The sequence below is a fragment of the Agarivorans sp. JK6 genome, from assembly GCF_045277145.1.
In the GTDB taxonomy this organism is placed as follows: Bacteria; Pseudomonadota; Gammaproteobacteria; order Enterobacterales; family Celerinatantimonadaceae; genus Agarivorans; species Agarivorans albus.
Window position 1 is genome coordinate 3802155 of record NZ_CP113525.1, and the last position, 21064, is coordinate 3823218.

At 44.9% G+C, this 21064-nt stretch carries 12 protein-coding genes; 2 read left to right on the forward strand and 10 right to left on the reverse strand.

The features are described from left to right. Positions 1-16: 16 nt before the first annotated feature. The 7 genes from OV592_RS17545 to OV592_RS17575 form a co-directional block, all read right to left on the reverse strand. Positions 17-1495, reverse strand: coding sequence for a methyl-accepting chemotaxis protein (locus OV592_RS17545; RefSeq protein WP_406609496.1), 1479 nt, complete (start codon positions 1493-1495; stop codon positions 17-19). Positions 1496-1513: 18 nt separating this feature from the next. Continuing rightward, the gene (locus tag OV592_RS17550) at positions 1514-2365 is read right to left on the reverse strand and encodes a transporter substrate-binding domain-containing protein (RefSeq protein WP_016403208.1); all 852 of its coding nucleotides are present in this window, start codon (positions 2363-2365) and stop codon (positions 1514-1516) included. Positions 2366-2399: 34 nt separating this feature from the next. Then, on the reverse strand, positions 2400-2801 hold the full coding sequence (locus OV592_RS17555) for a hypothetical protein (protein WP_016403209.1): 402 nt from the start codon (positions 2799-2801) through the stop codon (positions 2400-2402). Positions 2802-2865: 64 nt separating this feature from the next. Beyond that, positions 2866-5853, reverse strand: coding sequence for a beta-agarase (locus OV592_RS17560; protein ID WP_406609497.1), 2988 nt, complete (start codon positions 5851-5853; stop codon positions 2866-2868). A 74-nt stretch (positions 5854-5927) separates the two neighbouring features. Then, complete coding sequence (locus OV592_RS17565; RefSeq protein WP_406609498.1) at positions 5928-8783, reverse strand: beta-galactosidase; 2856 nt, start codon at positions 8781-8783, stop codon at positions 5928-5930. Between the two features lie 80 nt (positions 8784-8863). Beyond that, on the reverse strand, positions 8864-10273 hold the full coding sequence (locus tag OV592_RS17570; protein WP_406609499.1) for a carbohydrate porin: 1410 nt from the start codon (positions 10271-10273) through the stop codon (positions 8864-8866). Positions 10274-10316: 43 nt separating this feature from the next. Continuing rightward, complete coding sequence (locus OV592_RS17575) at positions 10317-11585, reverse strand: oligosaccharide MFS transporter (protein ID WP_406609500.1); 1269 nt, start codon at positions 11583-11585, stop codon at positions 10317-10319. A 439-nt stretch (positions 11586-12024) separates the two neighbouring features. Here OV592_RS17575 and OV592_RS17580 point away from each other — a divergent pair, with 439 nt between their 5' ends. Further along, positions 12025-13107, forward strand: a complete 1083-nt coding sequence (locus OV592_RS17580) for a glycoside hydrolase family 117 protein (protein ID WP_406609501.1) — start codon at positions 12025-12027, stop codon at positions 13105-13107. Between the two features lie 88 nt (positions 13108-13195). Then, positions 13196-15667 (forward strand): sugar-binding domain-containing protein, encoded by a 2472-nt coding sequence (locus OV592_RS17585; protein WP_406609502.1) that lies wholly within the window; start codon positions 13196-13198, stop codon positions 15665-15667. A gap of 62 nt (positions 15668-15729) precedes the next feature. Here the strand turns inward: OV592_RS17585 and OV592_RS17590 are convergent, their stop codons facing one another. From OV592_RS17590 to OV592_RS17600, 3 genes are all read right to left on the reverse strand, one after another. Continuing rightward, the gene (locus OV592_RS17590) at positions 15730-16707 is read right to left on the reverse strand and encodes a LacI family DNA-binding transcriptional regulator (RefSeq protein WP_406609503.1); all 978 of its coding nucleotides are present in this window, start codon (positions 16705-16707) and stop codon (positions 15730-15732) included. A gap of 95 nt (positions 16708-16802) precedes the next feature. After that, positions 16803-19736: a beta-galactosidase gene (locus OV592_RS17595; RefSeq protein ID WP_406609504.1), complete on the reverse strand. Its 2934-nt coding sequence runs from the start codon at positions 19734-19736 to the stop codon at positions 16803-16805. A 312-nt stretch (positions 19737-20048) separates the two neighbouring features. Further along, entirely contained in the window at positions 20049-21056 is a 1008-nt protein-coding gene (locus tag OV592_RS17600) for an Ldh family oxidoreductase (RefSeq protein ID WP_016403219.1), read from the reverse strand. Between the last annotated feature and the right edge of the window lie 8 nt (positions 21057-21064).

The window sequence follows — 21064 nt, forward strand, 5'->3', positions numbered from 1 at the left end:
TATTTAAGTTTATTTGTCATACTTTAAAACGTTTGATATTTACTACAAGCTCATTGTTGTGTTCTTCGAGTGAGATCACTTGTCCGTTCACATTTTTTGCATTATTTGCAATAGAACTAGCCAGAGTATTTAAGGTGGTAACATTTTCAGCAATGGTCTGAGTAACGCTGTTTTGTTGTTTAGCAGCTACCGCAACGTGGGTGTTCATTTGGTTAATGTTCTCAATGTGCTCGCAGATATCTTGTAAGGCTTGTGAAATAGACCCCGCCGCATTATCCACCTCTTTACTCGATTGCAAACTTGCCCCCATAGAGCTAGCCGCATTTGAGGCATTGTCTTGCAGCGCAGCAACAATAGATTCAATTTCTTGGGTAGACTCCTGGGTTTTCTGGGCCAGTGCTCTTACTTCATCGGCAACCACCGCAAACCCTCGCCCTTGCTCACCAGCTCGAGCGGCTTCAATTGCCGCGTTTAAGGCAAGTAGATTGGTTTGTTCGGCAATATTACGAATAACTTCCACTACAGAGCCAATCGCTGAGCTTGAATCAATTAACTTATCGATGCGTGAAGAGGTATCGGTAATGCTTTGCGATAAACGGGTAATTAATTGGCTGTTTTCGCGCACCAACTCTACACCAAGCAAGGTTTGCTCACGGGCCGTTTGCGACTTCTCGGCGGTTTGCTCAGCGTTTACAAACACCTCTTCAGCGGAGGCACTCATTTCTTGCAGTGAAGTAGCGGCCTGCTCCATCTGATCTTGTTGTGATAAAGAATCACGCTGAGATTCGCTAGAAGATGAACTTAACGAATGAGACACCGAGCTTACCTGCTCACTCACCGAACGAATGCTATTAAGCAGGTGTGATAGGTTGTCCATCAGTAAGTTGAAGTTGCTACTAAGTACACCTATCTCGTTATCGTTGTTCACTGGAATACGTCGGGTAAGGTCCCCGTCACCAGTGGCAATTTGGTGCAAAGAGTTTGCCACGTCGTTGATTGGAATTACCACCAGCTTACGCACGTAGAAAAACACGGCCGCAACCACAACCGCTAATACCAATATAATGTTGAGCATTACATTAGTTATTTCGCTGTTAAGCGTGGCAATCACGCTGCTATCATCAAATTGCAGCTTTAAGGTACCAATAAAGTCCTCGCCACGTTGCAGCTCAATTAGATTGAAGTCTTGCTTTTGATTGGCAATGCTGGCCTGAGAAATAGCTTTACCACGCTGGTCTACTACTTCCACTGCATTTAGGATTGGGGATTGAACCAGAGCATCTACAATAGCTTGCGCTTGTTCAAAATCATAAACAAACACGGCCTCTATTAATGATGCTTTGGCCATCTCGGTAATGGCTTGTTGCTCTACTAAGTAGCCTTCAGCCAATTTGCTTTTGGTATTGAAGTAGCTAACGCCACCGCCTAATAACAGGCCTAGCAAACCAAATAGCAGTAATATAATAATTAGGGATTTACTCAAACTTGCTTTCACGTTTAGTCTCGCTTATGTCTATCTTTCTTGTATGTCCAACCACAACTCTTCGCGGTGCAAAGGTGCGTCTGCGGGCAGTAAAGGATTATCTATTTTTATTATTCGGCGCTCGGTAAGGCGCGCTGTTTCAAAGGTTTTTGAGATAAGGGGAGATTGATAAAACAGCTGGTTATAGCTGCCATCAGCAATGGCGGTTTCTAAGCCATCGTTAATCGCATCATACAAGGCGCGATTCTTAGGATTAACGTAGAGATACATCGCCATTGGGTAGACCAACAGAATGTCATCTTCTACGGCAAGGTTTACTTCCTTTTGAGTTTCTACCACTTCCCAGGCTTCGTGCACGGCTAAAGGCAGGTAGTCAAAACGCCCGCCATCTACCATGTAGAATAAGCTTTGTGCTTTAACCGGTTTAACTACTTCTAGTCCGGCATTTTCTAGGATTTCGGTATCGCCCCAAAAACGGCCTAAGCCTGCTTTTAAGCGCTTTAGCGTGGCTAAACTAGACACACCTTCAAAGGCTGCTTGATTGCTTTTTTCAATAACAAAAACGCGGTGGCCCAATAATCCTTTAAAAATAGGGATCTTGATGGCTTTAAGCTGTTGCTGCATCGAGTTTGACGCACCAGCCCAAATAACACTCACCTGATCTTGTTTTACTTCTTCAACTAATCGAGCCTCACTGTAATAGGTATCGATGGGTTGAATTTTTTGCGAATAGTTACTTTTTTCAAATGCTAATTTAATCAAATCAACGACTAAGCGGTCGCGTTCGCCCAAAACCATGGGCGTTGTTACCTGTGCTAGAACGCTATTAGATAAGGTTAAACCGCAAAACAAAAAGAAGCTGGCAATGGTTATTTTTTTCATACTTTTTCTCTTACCAAAACGCTATCAATTGCTGTTAAAAACCTTGGTGGAATACCACGCTATTTTTTAAGTTGATAATCTGCTTGAGTACCACATCTTCTGGGGCATCTCGCTTGTATTCTTCACTGTTTTGATTTTCCATCACCAGGGTGAATACTTTGTATTCATGCAGGTTGGCGGCTTCAAGGTAAAAATCTAAGTCACTAGATTTAGAGAAGGAGTTAGTCACGGCGATGCTGTTAACGCCTTTTTCCATTAACTCAGCAACAGAGGCACGACAATACTCATCGGCATGCGGCTTAAGTTCTTCATTCCACTTGTTTTGGCCATATTGAGCGTAGTAATCCCAGCAGGACACCACGTCATTGGTGATGGTTTTTGCAAACTCGGTTTTACCGCTGCCAAATGGCCCGCGGACAATATATAGATACTTCATATTTCTTCCTGAAAATAAAAAGGCCGCCTCGCAATACAACTTAATTTACGAGGCGGCACAGTCCTTACACTTTACGACGTCTTAGTAAAAATACGCCGGCCAAACCTAGTAGCGATAACCAACCTGCGCTACCGCCACCGCCAGTTACGCCACCCGTTGGTGGTGTTGGCGGATCAATTGGTGGATCTACTGGCTCACCTGGATCTGGCGCTTCTGGGCCAGAGTGGCTAACACCAATATTGGTACCGGTGTACAACTCACCCGCTCTCGAAGCAGCTTCAGTAGCATTGCTTAAGCTAGAGCAGTCAGTGCCGTACATACCACAGTTAAACTCACGCGCAGCATCTGTCATCAATGTATATGGCGTGTCAGTATTGCTAACAAAACCAACGTTGTAGTTTTCGCCATCCCATGCACGACCCGTTAATGGTGAATCGATGTATTGGAACCAATGCGCACCTACAAAGTTTTTATGGGCATTTACTGATTCGTAAAAGCTAACCATTTTGTCTGCACGATCTTGTTGCGAAGTGGCATTTACTACACCTTCTGCAAACGAACCGCTATCAAGCGCACCGAAGTGGAACTCACCAATAATTACTGGCTTATCAATGGCTTCGATTTGACTTAAAGCATCAGCATCCCAATCGGCAGCTGCGATGCTGTCTTTGTAGATGTTGTAACTCATTACATCAACAACAGCCGCAGCAGCACTTACTACATCAGGAGTACGTCCCCAATCTGCGAAGCGAGAGCCCAAGTACAAGTGGTTTGGTAACTCAGCTTTTAATGCCGTGTTTACGGTGTTGAAGTATTGGAAAGCAAATTGCCAAGCAAGGAACTGCATATCAGCTTCCATGCCAGCCACATAAGCTAACTCTTGCGCTGGGCGCATCGCATCCCAAGACGCATAATCGGTTCCCCAGGCTGCGTTTAGGTCAGCAATTCCACCGGTATAACGCTGGTTTTCTAGGAACCAAATAAAGCTATTTTTGGCAGGGCTAGTTGTTGCATCAGTGCCGTCGGTATTGAACACCGCTAGCGTTTGCGCATAACGAGAGCCTTCAACATCAGTGACATTGCCCCAGCTCATTTCGTTATCAACAAAAATACCCACTAAGTACTCTTCGTTGCCTTCAACCTGAGCTTTGATCTCTGCAGCCATTGTGGCGGCATTGGTAGCAAAGTTAGCATCCCACGGATCAGGAAGTGGTCCCCAGTAGCCGCTGCCAATTTGTTTAACGGGAAGACGATCGGCACCAGAGGTTGACCAACCATTTGCCACGTAAGGAACGTCACCGTTTGCATACAACGCAGGATCGGTCCAGTTACCTAAGGTGTTAAAGCCCCAGTCTTTCATGCGCTTAACAGTAATGTCTCGCCATACGTCTTCGCTAGCGTGGCGGGTAATTAAGTTATTAGCGTAAAAACTTACAGCTTGGCCTTGAGAAACAGGTCCACTATGCACAGGGCCATAGTTTTCATTTACATAATCACTTGGAATTTCTGTAAACATTGACTGGCGAAGTGCAGACTCAGATTCGGCGTCACTCGACACGCCGGTCATGGTGTAAGTATCTTGCAAACGAATGTTATCAACACCGGTTGAGAAGAACGCATTACCAGCAGGGTCGACCAATTGCCAATTACCATCAGCGTCTTTACAAGCGTTAAACGAGGCAGGCGTAGCTAGCACACAGTCTGTAGCTGGCGACGAATCTGGGTTACCACCGTACATATTGCGATTGGTTAACTCACCCAAAGCAGCCATTTCTGGATCACTTAACTTAGCTAACTCTTCTTTGCTGGCAACTTTACCTGCATAAGTGACTAAATTGTTTTGCCCCATAGCATCGGCCATTTCTGCATAGGCTGATTCGTGGTTAAGGTCTTTAATCACGCGCATGTTATCAAACACAAGTGTTTGGCTAGTCTCACCACTGGCTAATTCGCCAATGAAGTAACGAATAGCGGTAATTTGAGATTTGTCTAAAGCAACAAAATCACCCCAGCCATTTTGAGCGCTCATTGGGTCAGCTGGAATATCACGTAAACCTAAAGCTGACACACGCTCATCTTGAGTAAGCAATGAAGGATTATCATTTAAGCTGGTGTAAATGGTTTTCGATTCGCCAGCTTTAACCAATACGCCGCGAGTCGCAGTTTCGCCCTGGCTATTTACGTCTTCGATACGTGAGTACAACCAGATATTGCTATCGCTAGTATTTGAAACGTCAACGGCGACTGCGGTGTGTTCACCTAGTTCTGCCCAATTCCAAGTACCTGCAAACACTAAACCGTTCCAACCTGCAGTAAACTCAGCAGCCATTGCTGCAGCGCCTTTAGTCACAATCTCAGTAGTAGTTGAAACGTTTACCCCACCATCAGGTCGTAAGTAATCTGGAATGGTTTCAAAGTCTTCGATTTGCGCTAAGGTGGCTACAGGCGCGGTTTGTGTATTCACTGCACCATCACTTGGTGGCGGAGTGACTGTTTCGCCATCAACCATAATGTTGTCAAAGTACAACACTTGAGGATCGTTTTCAGAGAGCATGAACTGCACACCGATAACTTTATCTTTACTAAAGTTTTCGCCATGAGTTTGGAACTCGTTCCCGCCATTTAAGTTAAAGCTAAAGGTCTGCGTGGTATTAGCTGAAACCGTAAAGTAGTCCAATGAGGTTTGAGACTCATCTACCCAATCAGGAAGAATATCACTATCGATTAGCTTAATAGCAAAGGTAACGTCAGTGTCGTTAGGGTTAACAACATCTACTGACATAACATCTTCAGCGCCCCAGTTCCAACTTCCCCAGTTCCAAACAACCATTGGTTTGAAAGCCGCGTCAAAAGACGCTTTAATCGATTGATTACCATCAGTAGCTTGTTCTGTTGAAACTTCAGAAGTGGCATCTCCAGACACTTCCAAAAATTCAGCATTGTTTTCAGAGCTGCTGTAGTCGGCTTCCTCAAAAGAGGTGACTAAAGTAGCAGCACTTAATGGCAATGCTAAGCTTGCAGCAATTGCTGCAGATAAAAATTTAATCTTCATATTTCCTGCCCATTCCTTGTACCTAGCAGATTGCACTCCCCACCTAACTGAGGAGTGCTAAATCGTTGTTGCGATTATTTTTTGTAACGAAGCATGTAAACGTCTTGGTTGAATTTCTTAGCGGCTTCAACCAGTGGAACGTATGGTGTATCAGTGATTGAAACAAAACCTACGTTGTAGTTTTCACCATCCCAAGCACGACCCGTTGTTGGAGAGTCAATGTATTGGAACCAGTGAGCACCTACGAAGTAAGGGTTGTCGGCAATACTGTTCATGTAATTGGTGTATTTCTTAGCGCGATCTTGCTGGCTAGCTGCCGACACGATACCGCCGTGGAATAAGCCTGAGTCAGTTGAACCGAAGTGGAACTCACCAATAATGCTTGGCTTATCTAGCTCTGCTAACTTGCTCCAATCACCCTTTGAGTTAAGGTCTTCGGCGTACAAGTTGTAGCTCATCACGTCTACGTAAGGTGCAGCACCTTTGGCAATCTCTGGCGTAACACCCCAGTCTGCAAAGCGTGCGCCTAGATATAGGTGATTAGGCAGTACTTTCTTAAGCTCAGCACGAACCGTTGAGAAGTATTTAGCAGAAAGCATTTCTAGCATTTCGGCATAATCTTTCTTCATGTTCTTGCTTAAGCGAGAGCGGTGATCAAATGACTTCTCAAACTCTGCCCATGACGCAACTTTCACGCCCCAGCTAGTGTTTAGATCTTCAATGGCCCAGTACTTCTCTTTTAAGTGCTCGGTAAAGGCTGCTTTAGCCGGGCTCTTCTTCATGTCATAGCTAAGCGCATTAACCACCAAACCGTAGTGGTTTGCGTCGTTTTTGGTGTTACCCCAGCTAATCTCGTTGTCGACAAACACCCCCATCATCCATGGGTCATTTTTGTCTACTTCTGTCATTAGCTTTTTAGTCATCGCCTTAACGCTGTTTACAAACTCTGGGTCAAACGGATCGTGAATAGGACCCCAGTAGTCGTTACCAGTGCTAATGCGTGCGTGGTCTCCAAAAATCCAACCGTTTGCTACGTAAGCAACTTTTTTGTTGTCGTAGAACATTGGGTCAGCCCAGTTACCTAGGGTTGTGAAGCCCCAATCAACCATGCGATCTATGGTGATGTCTTTCCACACTTTTTCAGCTTCTGAGAAAGTACCGCCATATTTACGTTGCAAGTTAGCGCCATAGAAACTAAATACTTCGCCTTTCTTAAGTGCCCCTGAATGCACCCAATTTGCGTAGTCATAGTTCTCGGCTAATACATCGTCATCTTCTGGTAACCAAGTAAACATTGAACGGCGAACTTCAGAAGCCACTTCTTTACCGCTACGTTTGTCTTTGTCGGCAAAGTCGTGGCCAGTAATGGTTACTGTGTCGTCCATACGAATGTTGTCGACACCGGTTGCGAAGAACAAGTTGCCTTGTGGGTCTACTAACGACCACTTACCGTCTACTTTTTCAGTACGGAAGAAACCTGTGCCTTTCAGCTTAGGACCATCGGCCCAGCCACCATAGATGCTTCGACCTGGCATTTGGCTGGTTGATTTAAGCGACATTTTTGCCAGCTTACCCATGGTTTCTAGTTCTTCGTCTTCGGTAATTTTCTTAGGCCATTCAGAACCAGTAAACTGACCATATTGGTCAATCAAACCTTCATAACGGGTTGCATCTGCATCAATATTTGGAATAAGTCGAACACTCTTAATATTGAACTCTGCATCTTTAGTTGGGTTTTGCAGGTATAGCTGGAAAGATACAATGTTTGACGTATCTAAGCTCTTTTCACCCCAGCCATAACTAATCGCTTGCGCGTTGTAAGACTTTTTAGGTGGCTCGGCACGCATACCAGAAACGATTTGGCTGCCGGTTTGGCCTAGTGGCAAGTAGAAGGTACCGTCGTCACCAGGAGCTAGCGTTACGTAGCTAGACATACTGTCGACTACGCCGTTTGCAGTGCCGCCCCAGTTTTCATTTTCTGCGTCATCCACGCGAACAAATAACTGTAAAGGTTCGTCTGTTTTACTTTCTAGATCAAACGCTAAACTAAAATCACCGTACTCGCTCCAATCCCATGGTTGTGGCGCTTTAAAAGTGATATTAGGGTAGGCGTTAGTCGCTGCTAATTTAACAGCTAGCAAACCGCCCATGTCGGTTTTTAACTCGGTTACCGTTGCTGCTGCACTGCGGTCAAAAGCAACAAAGGTAGGTTGGCCTTCATCAAAGCTAGTAATTGAAGCAACTGTTGGAATTGGACCACTTACTTTAACTTCTTGGCCAGAGGCTTCAATAAAGTCACCGGTAGCATCCACTAAGTTAAAGTTATCGATAATGACAGTTTGTGCATCCATTGGACCTTGCACAAAGATTTGGAATTCTACAATGTTACGTAAGTTGATTTTCTCGCCACCCCAGTAGCCATCTAACTTACGTTTAGTGCCGTTAAATAACATCTCAACTGGCACTGTTTCGCCAGCGGGTACATTAACCGCGTAGTTTAATTGGTTGTCACCAGAGCCCATTACGCCCACGTTGTCAGCCAATTTTAGAATGATGTTTGCTGGGCTATCAGTTGGGTTGGTAATGTCTAAGCTTAAGCTGCCTTTCGCATTCCAGTTCCAAAAGCCAGAATCTGGGTGTACTTTAACATTTGGCCAGTACTTAAATTTGTTAGCCTCGGATACCGAATCAAAGTTTACTTTTAGCGCACTACTTCCGCTAGTAACACCTTGGTCGCTAACCACTTCGGCTTTAGCATGGTCTTTTTTAACTTTTTTGAAAAAAGCGGCAGATTCAAAATCTGGAATCGTTCCGCCTACATCTTCAACAGCGCCTTCGGCGTCGCTCGAGCTAGGAGTTGAGCCACATCCGTAAACACCCAACAAAGTGAGCGATAACAGCGCAGCAATTTTATTTTTTGTAAATTTCATAACTTCTACCATTACGAGTGGGAGGCCCGTAAGCCGTGGCTTACGGGCTCTAGTGCTAAGTGGGTATAACTATGGGCGGCCTACCACCACGTTTCGAATTGTGCGCCAACTGTAGTAGCAGAGTTTTTACCCTTCTCTGTTACGTAAGGGTTGTGACGCCATTCCCAACTTGGGTTCTCTACACCTTCACCATGGCGGTTGTTGTAAACCGTGGTTTGAGTATCAGATTGACCGTAAGTCACGAAGAAACGTAGTACTGGACGATCCCAGAAGGTGCCACCAATGTGTACGTTTTGCGACAGAGTAACTTTGTAAGATGAGTTAGTACCGCTCTCGCCGTAACCTTCACGAGCATTTAGCTTGATTTGGTCGTAGCTCAGTTCTAAATCCGTAGAGAAGCGATCATCCCAGATGTAAGTAGGACGAATAGTAATGTTGCCCCAATCAGACTTATCAATAGATACTAAGTTGCGTTTTAGTGCTTCGTCATCAAACTTCTGTCCTTCATATACCAATGCGTATTGAAGTCGGAATGAGTCACCTAGCTCTTGCATACCTTGGAAGAACGCACCAATCTGAGTTGATGGAGTATCTAACCAATCTTGAGTCATCGACTTACCAATGTCGCTGCTGTAACGAACGACAAATTCATTAAAGTCAGCCCATTGGCCTTGCTTAATTTGGAAACCAGCCTGGTAGCTATTTGGGTTCATATCTTTGGCAGTCATGCTGCCATTTTCGCTCAAGCTAGTATCAGAGCCTGCGTAGAAGCCATAGTTAAAGAACAAGCCCGCAGCAATGTTGTCGGTAATTTTCATACCATGTAAGCGAGTATTTACCGAGTGGTAACCACCGCGGTAACCAGAACGACCGCTGCTGTCACAAGCATAAGTTGGATCATTGATTGAACAGAAATCTTGACCGTAGCTATCGCCATTCTCTTGCTTGGTAATACCTAGGTTAAACTTAGCAAAACCAAAGTCCCAATCATCGATACCGGCACCTACGCCATCATTTTGCAGCATGTGGTAATCGAGGATTTCAGCTTTGTAACGTTGGTAGTAACGCTTACCAACCCAAATTACCGCACCAGGATTAGATTTGAATACGCCTTGGCCTGCTACCCACCACTCATCCAGATTGAATTTCTCCATATCTGTAGCGATGTTGGTTTTGATTACCCAGTTCATGTCGTTAAGAACTAAACCGTAATCAACATGGAATTCAGCAAAGTTACCTTCGTTACCCAAACGACCCGTTTGAGCATGTGGGTTACCTGCAGTTTCGATAATGTTAAAGCCGTTGTTGGCTAAATCTGAACGTAAGCCCATTACTTTGTCAGTAGAGGTACCTGTACCGCCGCGGCCATAGCCCCAGAAGCGAGCACCTTCTACTACTTGTGCTCCTAAGTAATCTAAAGCAGCTTCTTGAGCATGAGCCATGCTGCAAGATAGCGCTAAAGCGGATAGTGCAAAAATACGTGTTTTCATACGTTTACCTAACATCCTTATTTAAAAATAGTGTTTCGATTGTTTAAGCTGCTACGGTTTCTTGTTGATCTGTTGTAGTCAGCGTCTTCTTGGAACTTAGTGTGAACATCGCTAATACCGTGGCAACAGCAGCGAACACACCAAAATAGATATAGCTATGTGGGAATCCATGTTGGTCGTACATCACACCCATAACTGGCGCAGCAACGGCCGTCATCAGGTTATTAACCACTTGGAATCCAAACATGTAAGTGAAGGAATTTACTTTCTTATCAAACTGCTCGGCGGTGTAAGCAAATACCGACACAATCAACAGCGGATTAACGATGCCGAACAGCAATTTAGCAACAATGGCTAAGTAGAGGTTTTTCTCACCTAAGCCTGCAAAACCAATCATTAGCAAGAAAGAGGTGATACCAACAGCGGTAAGAATAAGGCTGCCTTTAGCACCAATTTTACGAATAATAAAAGGCACACCAGCACTCACAAAGAACAGGAAGATAGCGGTAAGCCCGTCCATGTTAGAGCTAAAAGAAATACCTTCTTCTTGGGTAGGAAAGAAACTAATAAAGTAGCGAGTAAACTGGCTCATTGAAGTCCAGAACACCACCGAAATAGTGCCCGCGTAGGTCATGAAGGCCCACATTTTAGGGTTCTTCAATAGGCGAATAACATCTTCTTTTTGAATTTTGTCCTGCGAGATAACTTCGTTATCAACATTTTCTAAGTGGCTTACTTTAAGCAACCAAGCACACAACAGCATTAAGAAAGCAGCAATACTACAGGCGTAGAAAATGAAGTCTGGGTTGATGTTATACAAGTAACCAGCCAATACTGCCGATACACCCCAAGCGGCGATACCAAAGCCGTTAACCAATCCGAAATCGTTATCATGGCAACGCGCAAAACGGTCACTATAAGAAGCAATAACACCACTGCCCGCTTGGAACAACATACCCAAGTACACAGAACCAGCCACAATACCCAATACAAATGTTGAATCGTTACCCAGTAGTGGGCCGTAAACATAAATGTAGAAAGGACCAATTAACAAGCTTAAGAAAGAGATGAAGTATATAAGGTGTTTTTTAAGACCAAGCTTATCGAGAATATAGCCAAAAGCAGGTTTAAACAAAACCGCAATACCGGTTTGCAAGCCAAATAATACGCCAATCTGAGAGCCATCAATGCCAACCTTGTCGTTTAGCCATACAGCAAATAAGGAACCTGAGCTTAACGACCAGAAGAAGTTGTAAAAAAAGTACATAAGGCAAACTTTGCCCATGGCGACTCGGTTAGAATCGGTTTTCATGATTACTCCATTAATTTTGCGATAGCTACTCAATGCCTAGCACACTGGTAAACCAATATCTAAATAACTTGCTTCATCGTACATAATGATCAACCAATTTAAAGTGACACCGCTAACATTTCGACATAAATACGGCTATTGGTTGGCAAAATGCTAGGCCCTACAGCCAATTGGTTGATGAGTTAATAAGCGTTAACATTCGCTAAGCCTTTATTCACGGGGGTTTGCGGCCGGAAAGCTTGTCATACAAAAAGATTGTCAAATTAAACAAGTGGGTTATGAAAGCTAAAAATTAAGTTACAAAAGTGTGTCATTGGTCACTTTTCTTTCATCTCAATAGCTGCTTCAGAGTAAGTTAATGTACCATTGCTCGAAATTGGTTTACCTTTGTAGCCAGTAGTTATTAAGCAATTTAGATTTTCGACAAATAGAGGTAGATATGTCAGGGACAGGTAGCAAGCTAAGCTTGGCCAGTAAACGCGCTATTGAGCGTGGTTACGATAAAAAAGGGCCTGAGTGGATGGTTGAGTTTGAAGAGCAAAGCTTACAAGGTGACTTTGCTTTTGAAGAGGGTGTGATTCGTCGTGACCCCACCGCAGTAATAGAGGTAGAGGGTGTTTACCACTGCTGGTATACCAAAGGTGAAGGCGAAACTCTCGGCTTTACTGGCAACCCTCAAGATAAGGTTTTTCCTTGGGATCTTACCGAAGTTTGGCATGCCAGTTCTGAAGATGGCATTACTTGGAAAGAGCACGGTTGTGCTATTGCCCCAGGTGAAGCAGGAGCCTACGACGACCGCGCCGTATTCACCCCAGAAGTTTTAGCCCACGACGGCAAATACTACTTGGTTTACCAAACTGTTCAGGCGCCTTACACCAACCGACAATTTGAAGAGATTGCCATTGCTTGGGCCGATAGCCCATTTGGCCCATGGACCAAATCACCAGCTCCAATTGTAAGCCCAGCTAAAGATGGCGAATGGCGCACCGAAGAAGACAATCGATTTTTGGTCAATTCGAAAGGCAGTTTCGACAGCCATAAAGTGCACGATCCCTGCCTAATGTTCTTCAAGGGTGAGTTCTACCTTTACTATAAAGGTGAAACCATGGGCGAAGAAATGAACATGGGCGGCCGCGAAATTAAACATGGCGTGGCGATAGCAAAAGACATTCTTGGCCCGTATGTGAAATCGGAGTACAACCCAATTTCAAACAGCGGCCACGAAGTTGCGGTTTGGCACAAAGATGGCGGGATAGCCTCGCTAATCACCACAGACGGTCCAGAGAAGAATACCGTGCAGTGGGCAGCCGATGGGATTAACTTCGAAATTATGTCTTATATTAAAGGCGCGCCAGAAGCGCTGGGCATATTCCGCCCAAATCAACAGACAGCCATCGAGTCACCAGGCCTTGAGTGGGGCTTGTGCCACAAGTATGACGCCTCGTGGAACTGGAACTTTATTTGTCGCTACCGGGTGAAGAAACAAGTCCTTGATGCTTCAACTTATCAAAATTCAAATTAAGTAAGCTGTTAGCCCACCGCCCGGTGGGCTAACTATTTCCCCTTAGCTCAGCAGCTATCACTCCCTATTTTTTGTACGTCGAGATTTCATGTCTATTTCCAGCAATACGCCTAAAGCATCACGCCAAACTATCGATTTTAATACTGATTGGCAGTTCCAATTACAAACAGCTAACCAAACAACAACTGAAGCAGACTGGCGTAGCGTTACCCTGCCCCACGACTGGAGCATTGAGCAGCCATTTTCATCTGAACTGGAAGGTGCAACGGCCTACTTGCCAGGCGGTATAGGCTGGTACCAAAAAAGCTTTGATATGAAAGAGCTAAAAAAAGGCCAGCGGGTGTTTATCTTGTTTGACGGGATCTACAACAACGCTAGCCTTTGGCTAAACAAGCAATTACTAGGTAAACAGCACTATGGTTACTCACCATTTTACTTCGAGATAAGCCAGTATTTAAAAGCGAGCGATAATCTGCTGAAGATAAAAGTAGACCGCAGTCGGATAGCCGACAGCCGTTGGTATCCCGGAGCAGGCATTTATCGAGAAGTAAAACTAATAACCGTAAACCCTGTGCATATTCCCATTTGGAGTAGCGTTGTTGATAGCATAGAAATAAATCAAGGCTTCGCTCAAATACTGCACAAGTTTAAAGTAGTTAGTGAGCAGCTAAATCAACGTATTCAAATAGATAGTCATATTGTTGAGTTAGACACCGAGCGCCCAGTCGCCAGTTATCAACATCAAGCAACACTAAGCAACAAAGAACAAGCTTTTGCCTTTAGCTGTGACATATTGCAACCCAAACTGTGGTCTCCCGATTCCCCAACCCTCTATCAAATGACCACTAAGCTAACTGCTGGCTCTAAAGAGTTAGATTGCATCACTACACGCTTTGGCCTTAGAGATTTTCATTTTAACAGCCAACAGGGCTTCTTCTTGAATGGGCAAGCCACCAAAATTAAAGGTGTTTGTTTACATCACGATGGTGGCTTAGTCGGCGCAGCTGTGCCAGAAGCGGTGTGGGAACGTCGACTCACTAGGCTAAAAGAAGCTGGCGTAAATGCGATTAGAATGGCACATAATCCCTCATCTGAGGTGCTTCTATCACTGTGTGACCGTTTAGGCTTTTTGGTTCAAGACGAGTTTTTTGATGAATGGGACTTCCCCAAAGATAAACGCCTTAACATGAATGAGCAGCATAATGATGCAGCCTCGCGAGGTTATGCGGAGCATTTTCAAACTCACGCCAAACAAGACCTCAAAAATGCCTTAAGAGCTCACATCAACCACCCATGCATATTCATGTGGAGCATCGGCAACGAGATAGAATGGACCTACCCAAGAAATGTAGAAGCAACCGGCTTTTTCGATGCCAACTGGAATGGCAATTACTTTTGGAACTTACCGCCAAACTCTCCCCAACAAATCAGCAATAAACTCAAGACCCTGCCTCATCATAACTACGACATAGGCAAAACAGCCCATCAATTAGCGCAATGGGTGCGCGAAGAAGATGTATCAAGGCCCGTTACCGCCAACTGTATATTGCCCTCGGTAAGCTATTTAAATGGCTATGCAAAATCCTTAGATGTAATTGGCTTTAGTTACCGACAAGTACTTTACGATTATGGCCATCAGCATCATCCCCAACTTCCTATTATAAGTAACGAGGCATTGCCCCAATGGCACGAGTGGAATGCGGTAAGTGAGCGCTCACATGTTGCGGGTTTATTCCTATGGACCGGTATTGATTATTTAGGTGAAGTGCATCAGCAGTGGCCAACTAAAGCGCTGGCCGCAGGCTTGCTCGATACAGCTGGCTTTGAAAAAGCACCCTACTATCTGTTTCAATCACTGTGGACCACCACGCCCATGGTGCAAATTCATAATCAGGTATTTGATGAAGAACGCTTTGTATACAAAACCGATAGTTTGAGCCTGGAAGAGCGAGACCCACAAGCTTGGAAGAAAAAACTGTGGATTTGGCCAGAGCAACAACAACATTGGAATTTTAGCAGCAACCAATTAATCGCCATTGAAGTCATCAGCAATTGCCAAGAGGTAGAGCTGCAACTCAACGGGCGAACAATTGGCAGTAAGCAACTTGCTGACCAAGCCGATAGAATGTTTCGCTGGGCCTTGCCGTTTCAACCAGGCGAGCTAGTCGCTCTAGCTAAAAACAGTGGCAAGGTGTTGGCAACCCACCGCCTTAGCACCACTCAAGCCGCCAGTGACTTAGTGGTGACTGTTGAAGGCGCTCCTTTACAGAAGGGCCAACCGGGTTACCAACACTTGGTGGTACAACTTGCAGATAGTGAAGGAAAATGGGTTAGCCATCAAAACACCCAACTAAGTTTTGAGCTAACCGGTCCAGCCGAGTTAGTAGGGCTAGATAATGGCCACCCAGCCAGCGTGCAAGCCTTTAACGCAAGCCACATAGACACCCATCAAGGTCGGGCCCTAGCCTTAATAAAATACACTGGAGAAAAAGAAAATATTCTAGTGAGAATTACTACGCCCGAGGGCTTCTTTAAAGTACAACGCTTTATACTTGAGTAAGCCTAGGCGATAATAGGCGATAAATAACAGCAAGCTAGCCTAACTAGCTTGCTATTCTAGCATTAAGCGGTTGCTCCTAAATCACTTAAATAACCCAATTCTTGGTCTGAGTAACGCTCTTGAAGCTGCGCCATAAACACTTTGGGAATAGCCTGCTGTTGGCTACTTAAGAAGTTTAAGGCTTGCTGCGCCATAGCCTGCACCGGGTAATAGAGAGTGCTATAGCTGGCTTTGCTATCTGCTGCATTATTGGATGAGCCAATAAATTCAAAAGGATTAGTGCAGCCCAACCGCTCTTTTAGCTGTTGCCATACCGGCCAGCTCAAACGAGCAGACAAACAAACAAAAGCCGAAGCAGGCGACGATAAAGCATCACTACTCAAGCAGTCGTTGGGATCATGGGATAAGCGACTAAGAGTAATGTTAGCTTGCTTAAATGGGCTATCGATATGGCTTAAGCCTTGCTCAATAGCGAAGTACTGCTGCGCTTCGCACATTACCGTAATATGCTTGTGACCGTGCTCTACCAACAGCTTTACTGCCAGCCAAAGGCTGGTAACAATGTCTAGGTGCAAACACTGTTTGGCATAGCTTGGTAAGTAACGTTTAGCGACCAATAAACCGGGATGTAAACGCATAAATTCGCCCAGTCTCGCTTCTTCCATATACACGCTTTCAAAATATAAGGACTGCACTCCAAGGCTTAAGTAGTTTTCTAACATCTCAATTTCTTGTGCTTCTGAATGCGCACCAGAAACCAAGTGTAGCGGCATTGAGTTACTGGACGCTTCTGCCGACAAAGCCTTTAGCAAGGTTGCGGTAAGCGGATCTTGTATCGATTGCACAATCATCGCTGGACCAATTTTGGGATTATTGGTGAGATTTTGCGCATGATAATTTGGAATAAAATTTAATGCTTTTATCGCCTGATTTACTTTTTCCACCTTGGCTTCACTAACAAAAGTGGTTTGATTAATTATTCGCGATACCGTGGCAACAGACACGCCAGCTTTTTTTGCTACGTCTATGATAGTGGGCATATGTTTCCTTACTACGCGTTTAGTGTAATGATTTTTATAGTGATTTAGATAAAACAAAAGACGAGCTAGGCTCGTCTTTTGGCTATAAGCAGAGCCTACTTCACCAGCTCTGGGTAACGCTGTGGATACAGCTTACGGTTAACTTCTGCTGCTCCTGCTACCAGTTTTTCATAGGGCGAGTCAGCTACAGTGACAAAACCATTGTTGTAGTTTTCTCCGTCCCAAGCTCGACCAGTAGTTGGCGAATCTAGGTACTGGAACCAATGCGCACCAACAAAGTAAGGATTAGCAATAACACTATCCATATAGTGGGCATACTTCTCGGCACGCCCTTGTTGGGTATCGGCAGCCACTAGACCAGGGTGGAACATACCGCTGTCGGTAGCACCAAAGTGGAACTCACCAATAATGCTTGGCATATCCAACTCAGCAAGGTGGCTCCAATCGCCCTTCGACATGTCGTTGCCGTAGAGGTTGTAGCTCATTACATCTACATATTGGGCAGCACTATTCGCAGCTTCAGGAGTGATCCCCCACTCGGTAAAACGCGCACCTAGGTAAAGATGGTTAGGTAATACCTGCTTCATCTGTTGCTGTACAATCGCAAAGTAACGATCAGAGTGGTCAGCCAAGAACATGCTGTAATCGGCTTTAAGAGCGTCGTTCAAATCACCTTGATGCACATAGCCTTTAGCCAGTTCATCCCATGATTTAAGTTCACTTCCCCATGCCTTGTTCAGCGCCTGGATATCTTGCGCATATTTCGCTTCTAACAAGCCAACAAACGCAGCTTTAGCAAAGCTATCTTTAGCATCAGCACGTAAAGCGGCAATCGCTAAGGCATAGTGGTTAGCGTCAAACTCGGTGTTACCCCAGCTCATTTCGTTATCCACAAAGGTGCCTATACACCAAGGGTCTTGCTCTACTTCTGCGGCAACTTGCTTAGCCATAGTTTTCACCGACTCTACAAATTCTGGGTCGTAAGGATCGTGCATTGGCCCCCAGTAATCGTTACCGGTATTAATGCGTTGGTGATCGCCCACAATCCAACCGTTTGCTACGTACGCAACTTTTTGATTACCGTAAAAACTTGGATCGGCCCAGTTACCTAACGAGGTAAAACCCCAATCCAACATACGAGCCAGCGTTACGTCGCGCCAAACCGCAATCGCTTCATCGCGAGAGTCAGGCGCATATTTACGCTGCAAGTTAGCACTGTAAAAGCTATAAACCTCGCCATGCTCAAGCGGGCCGGTGTGAATCATGGTGGAATATTGATAGTTTTGCGCCAAGGCATCTTGATAGCTAGGTAACCAAGTAAACATGCTGTTACGTAACTGCGAAGCCACTGAACGAGCATCTTGATTATCTACATAGCTGTCTTGAGAAATCTGGCTAGGACGCAAGCTAAGATCTTCCGACAACACCAAATCGGTAAAGCCAACGCCGGTGGTGGTGTAGGTATCATCCATGCGAATGTTGTCTAAACCTGTGGCAAAATACAGGTAACCGCTTGGGTCAACTAAAGACCATTTCCCATCTACTTTCTCAGTTCTAAAGTAACCCGTCGCTTCTAGTTTAGGTCCATTTTTCCAACCACCATATGGCGTACGGTCGTCCATAGGTTTGGCCGAATCAATCAACTTAACATCGGCTTTTGCATGCGCCTGCAGCTCTTCAGCTGAGTGAATTTTTTCTGCCCAGTCTTCATTGGTAAACTGACCAAATTCATCCAGCAAACCTTCATAGCGGCTGGTATCGGCGCTCAAGTTAGGCACTAAGCGAATGTTGTCGATAACTAAACTCAGGTCTTTTTGCAGATCTTGCATATAGAGTTGGAAGCTAACAATATTGCTTAGATCTAGCTTCTGCTCACCCCAACCAAAGTTGATTGCTTGCGCCTGATAAGACTTCTTCGGTGGCTCGCCTCGCATTCCAGAATCAAGCGTTTTAGCTAGCTCTTCTAAAGTGAAGTAGTAAGTACCCGCTTCGCCTGCTGGCAACTGAACATAACCAGTACGACTATGGATAACACCATTTGCGCTACCCCCTTGCTTCTCATTTACGTCATCGTCTACGCGAATAAACAGTTGTGCGCCGGCATCACCAATATTTTCAATATCAAGGGCTAAGGTAAAGTCACCGTATTCTGACCAGTTCCAAGGTTTATCGGCACTAAAAGTTACGCTGGGGTAAGACGCGTCTGCGGAGTAATCAATTTTAAGGCCTTTACCCTCATCACGCTTTACTGAGGTGATGGTTGTGCCATGAGTTTTGCTAACAATGCCTTTTGAGCCATCATCAAAATCAGACAACGCTAAAAGAGTTGGAATGGGTGCAGCAATAACTTCCGCTTCACGCGCTTCCGATTTTACAAAATCACCGGTACGTTCAATAAAGTTAATGTCACGAATTACCACTTCTTGCGCAGCAATAGGCCCCACTGAATAGAATTGGATTTCGGCAATGCTTTTTAGGTTTAACTTAGCACCACCGCGGTAGCCGTCGATATTCATTTGTGTACCGTTAAACAAAAAGTCTACGGTGGTAGTTTTGCCCGCTGGCAAAATAATTGGTAAATCAACTTGGTTGTCGGCCGACCCCATAATGCCAATGTTATCGCTCACTTTCATTTCGATGCGAACGTCTTCACTGCCTGGATTTTCTAGGGCTACCTTTAAGCCGCCTTTGGTATTCCAATCCCAAGGGCCTGCCTTAGAGTGGATTTTTACGTTTGGCCATTTAGATTGCGCCTCGGCTTCAGAGATCGCATCAAAATTCATCTTTAAGCCATCTTTACTTTGCTCTGCGGTTTTCTTAAGCACCGAGAACTGACTATGACTATTGGTAATTTTTTCTAATACTGCTGGCTCGGTGAAATCAAGCGGCGTTGCCGCGCTGGTCATATCACCCGAAGTGGCTGCATTTTCACTAGACTGCTTAGTGTCATCTGCAATGACGTTTGATGTAGATACCCCAGCTAATACAACTGATACTAGGATTGCTAAGTTGCTCTTTTTAAACAACACAATATTTCCTCCCTTAAAAGGATAACCAAAACCAATATTTGGACAACCACTAAGCAATATTGGATAACCAGATTACAAAATTAGCACACCAATTCAAGTTCTAATGTGAGCCAAAGCGATATTTGGAAAACTCAATACCAATAAAAAAGTCATTAAAAACAATAAGTAATACCAATAAGAAAGGCGCCGTAACTAAGGGCTAGTCACAGATAAAAAGAGGAGAAACCTAGGTGCCCGCGGAACCATTGCAGGAGAGCACCTAGGCTAGTAGCAACACAGAGCGACACCATATTGCTACCTTTTTTAAAACACTTAGCTCACTAGGTAGTCGTAAACACCTTGCGCAACCGGAATGCCATTAAGGTCGCACTCGGCACGATAAGCCACTTGAAGGTCATTTGGCGCAAGCACTTTATCAACACCCGGAACCGGTGGAACTTCGTGTAGTTCTTTCACCATTGCAGCCATCATTACTGCAAACATAGGGTTACCGAGTTTCTTAGGATCAATCACTATCACTAAGCTCGCCAACTTACGCATTTTTTCGTAGTCACCATACATTTTCACAATGTGGTTACCGAAATTAGCGCCCATCAAAATGCCCGTTAGCGCATCAATCGCTAACGCAATGCCTGAACCTTTATGTCCACCAAAGGGCAGTAAATTAGCCACTTTATGCGGATCGGTGGTTTCGTTACCCTCTGCATCAATAGCTAAACCTTTGCCAATAGACTTACCGGTTTCTTTGGCGTGCAGTAACTTGCCGTATGCGGTTGCACTGGTAGCCATGTCAATAATCATTGGCGTTGAGCCTTCAACCGGAAAACCAAAGGCAATTGGGTTGGTTCCCAAAAACTTTGCTGCGCCACCATGGGGTGCTACACAGGTATCGGTTTGAGTCATACCAATGGCAATCATACCCGCATTTGTGGCTTGCTCCATGAAGTATGAAAGCGCCCCACAATGCGAGGTATTCTTGACACTTACAAAACCTAAGCCGGTATCAGAAGCTAGGTTTATGCCGTGTTTGGTGGCAGCAATAAGCGCCGAGTGGCCCATGCCGTCATCAGAGTCTAATACCGCTACCGAAGGCGATACTTGCTCTACTGAAAATGTTGCTTTAGCGTTTAAGCCCCCCTTGGCTAAACGCTCACAGTAATGCTCTACGCGCATAACACCGTGTGAATGAACACCGGTAGCATCCGCGTGTATTAATACTTCGGTTACTTCCTTGGCCGTGTTTTCATCAAGGCCAGCGGCAATAAGTTTGTTAAGCGCAAGTCCTTTTAACTCGGCTTCCTTTACGTGTACTGTTGTCATATTTACCT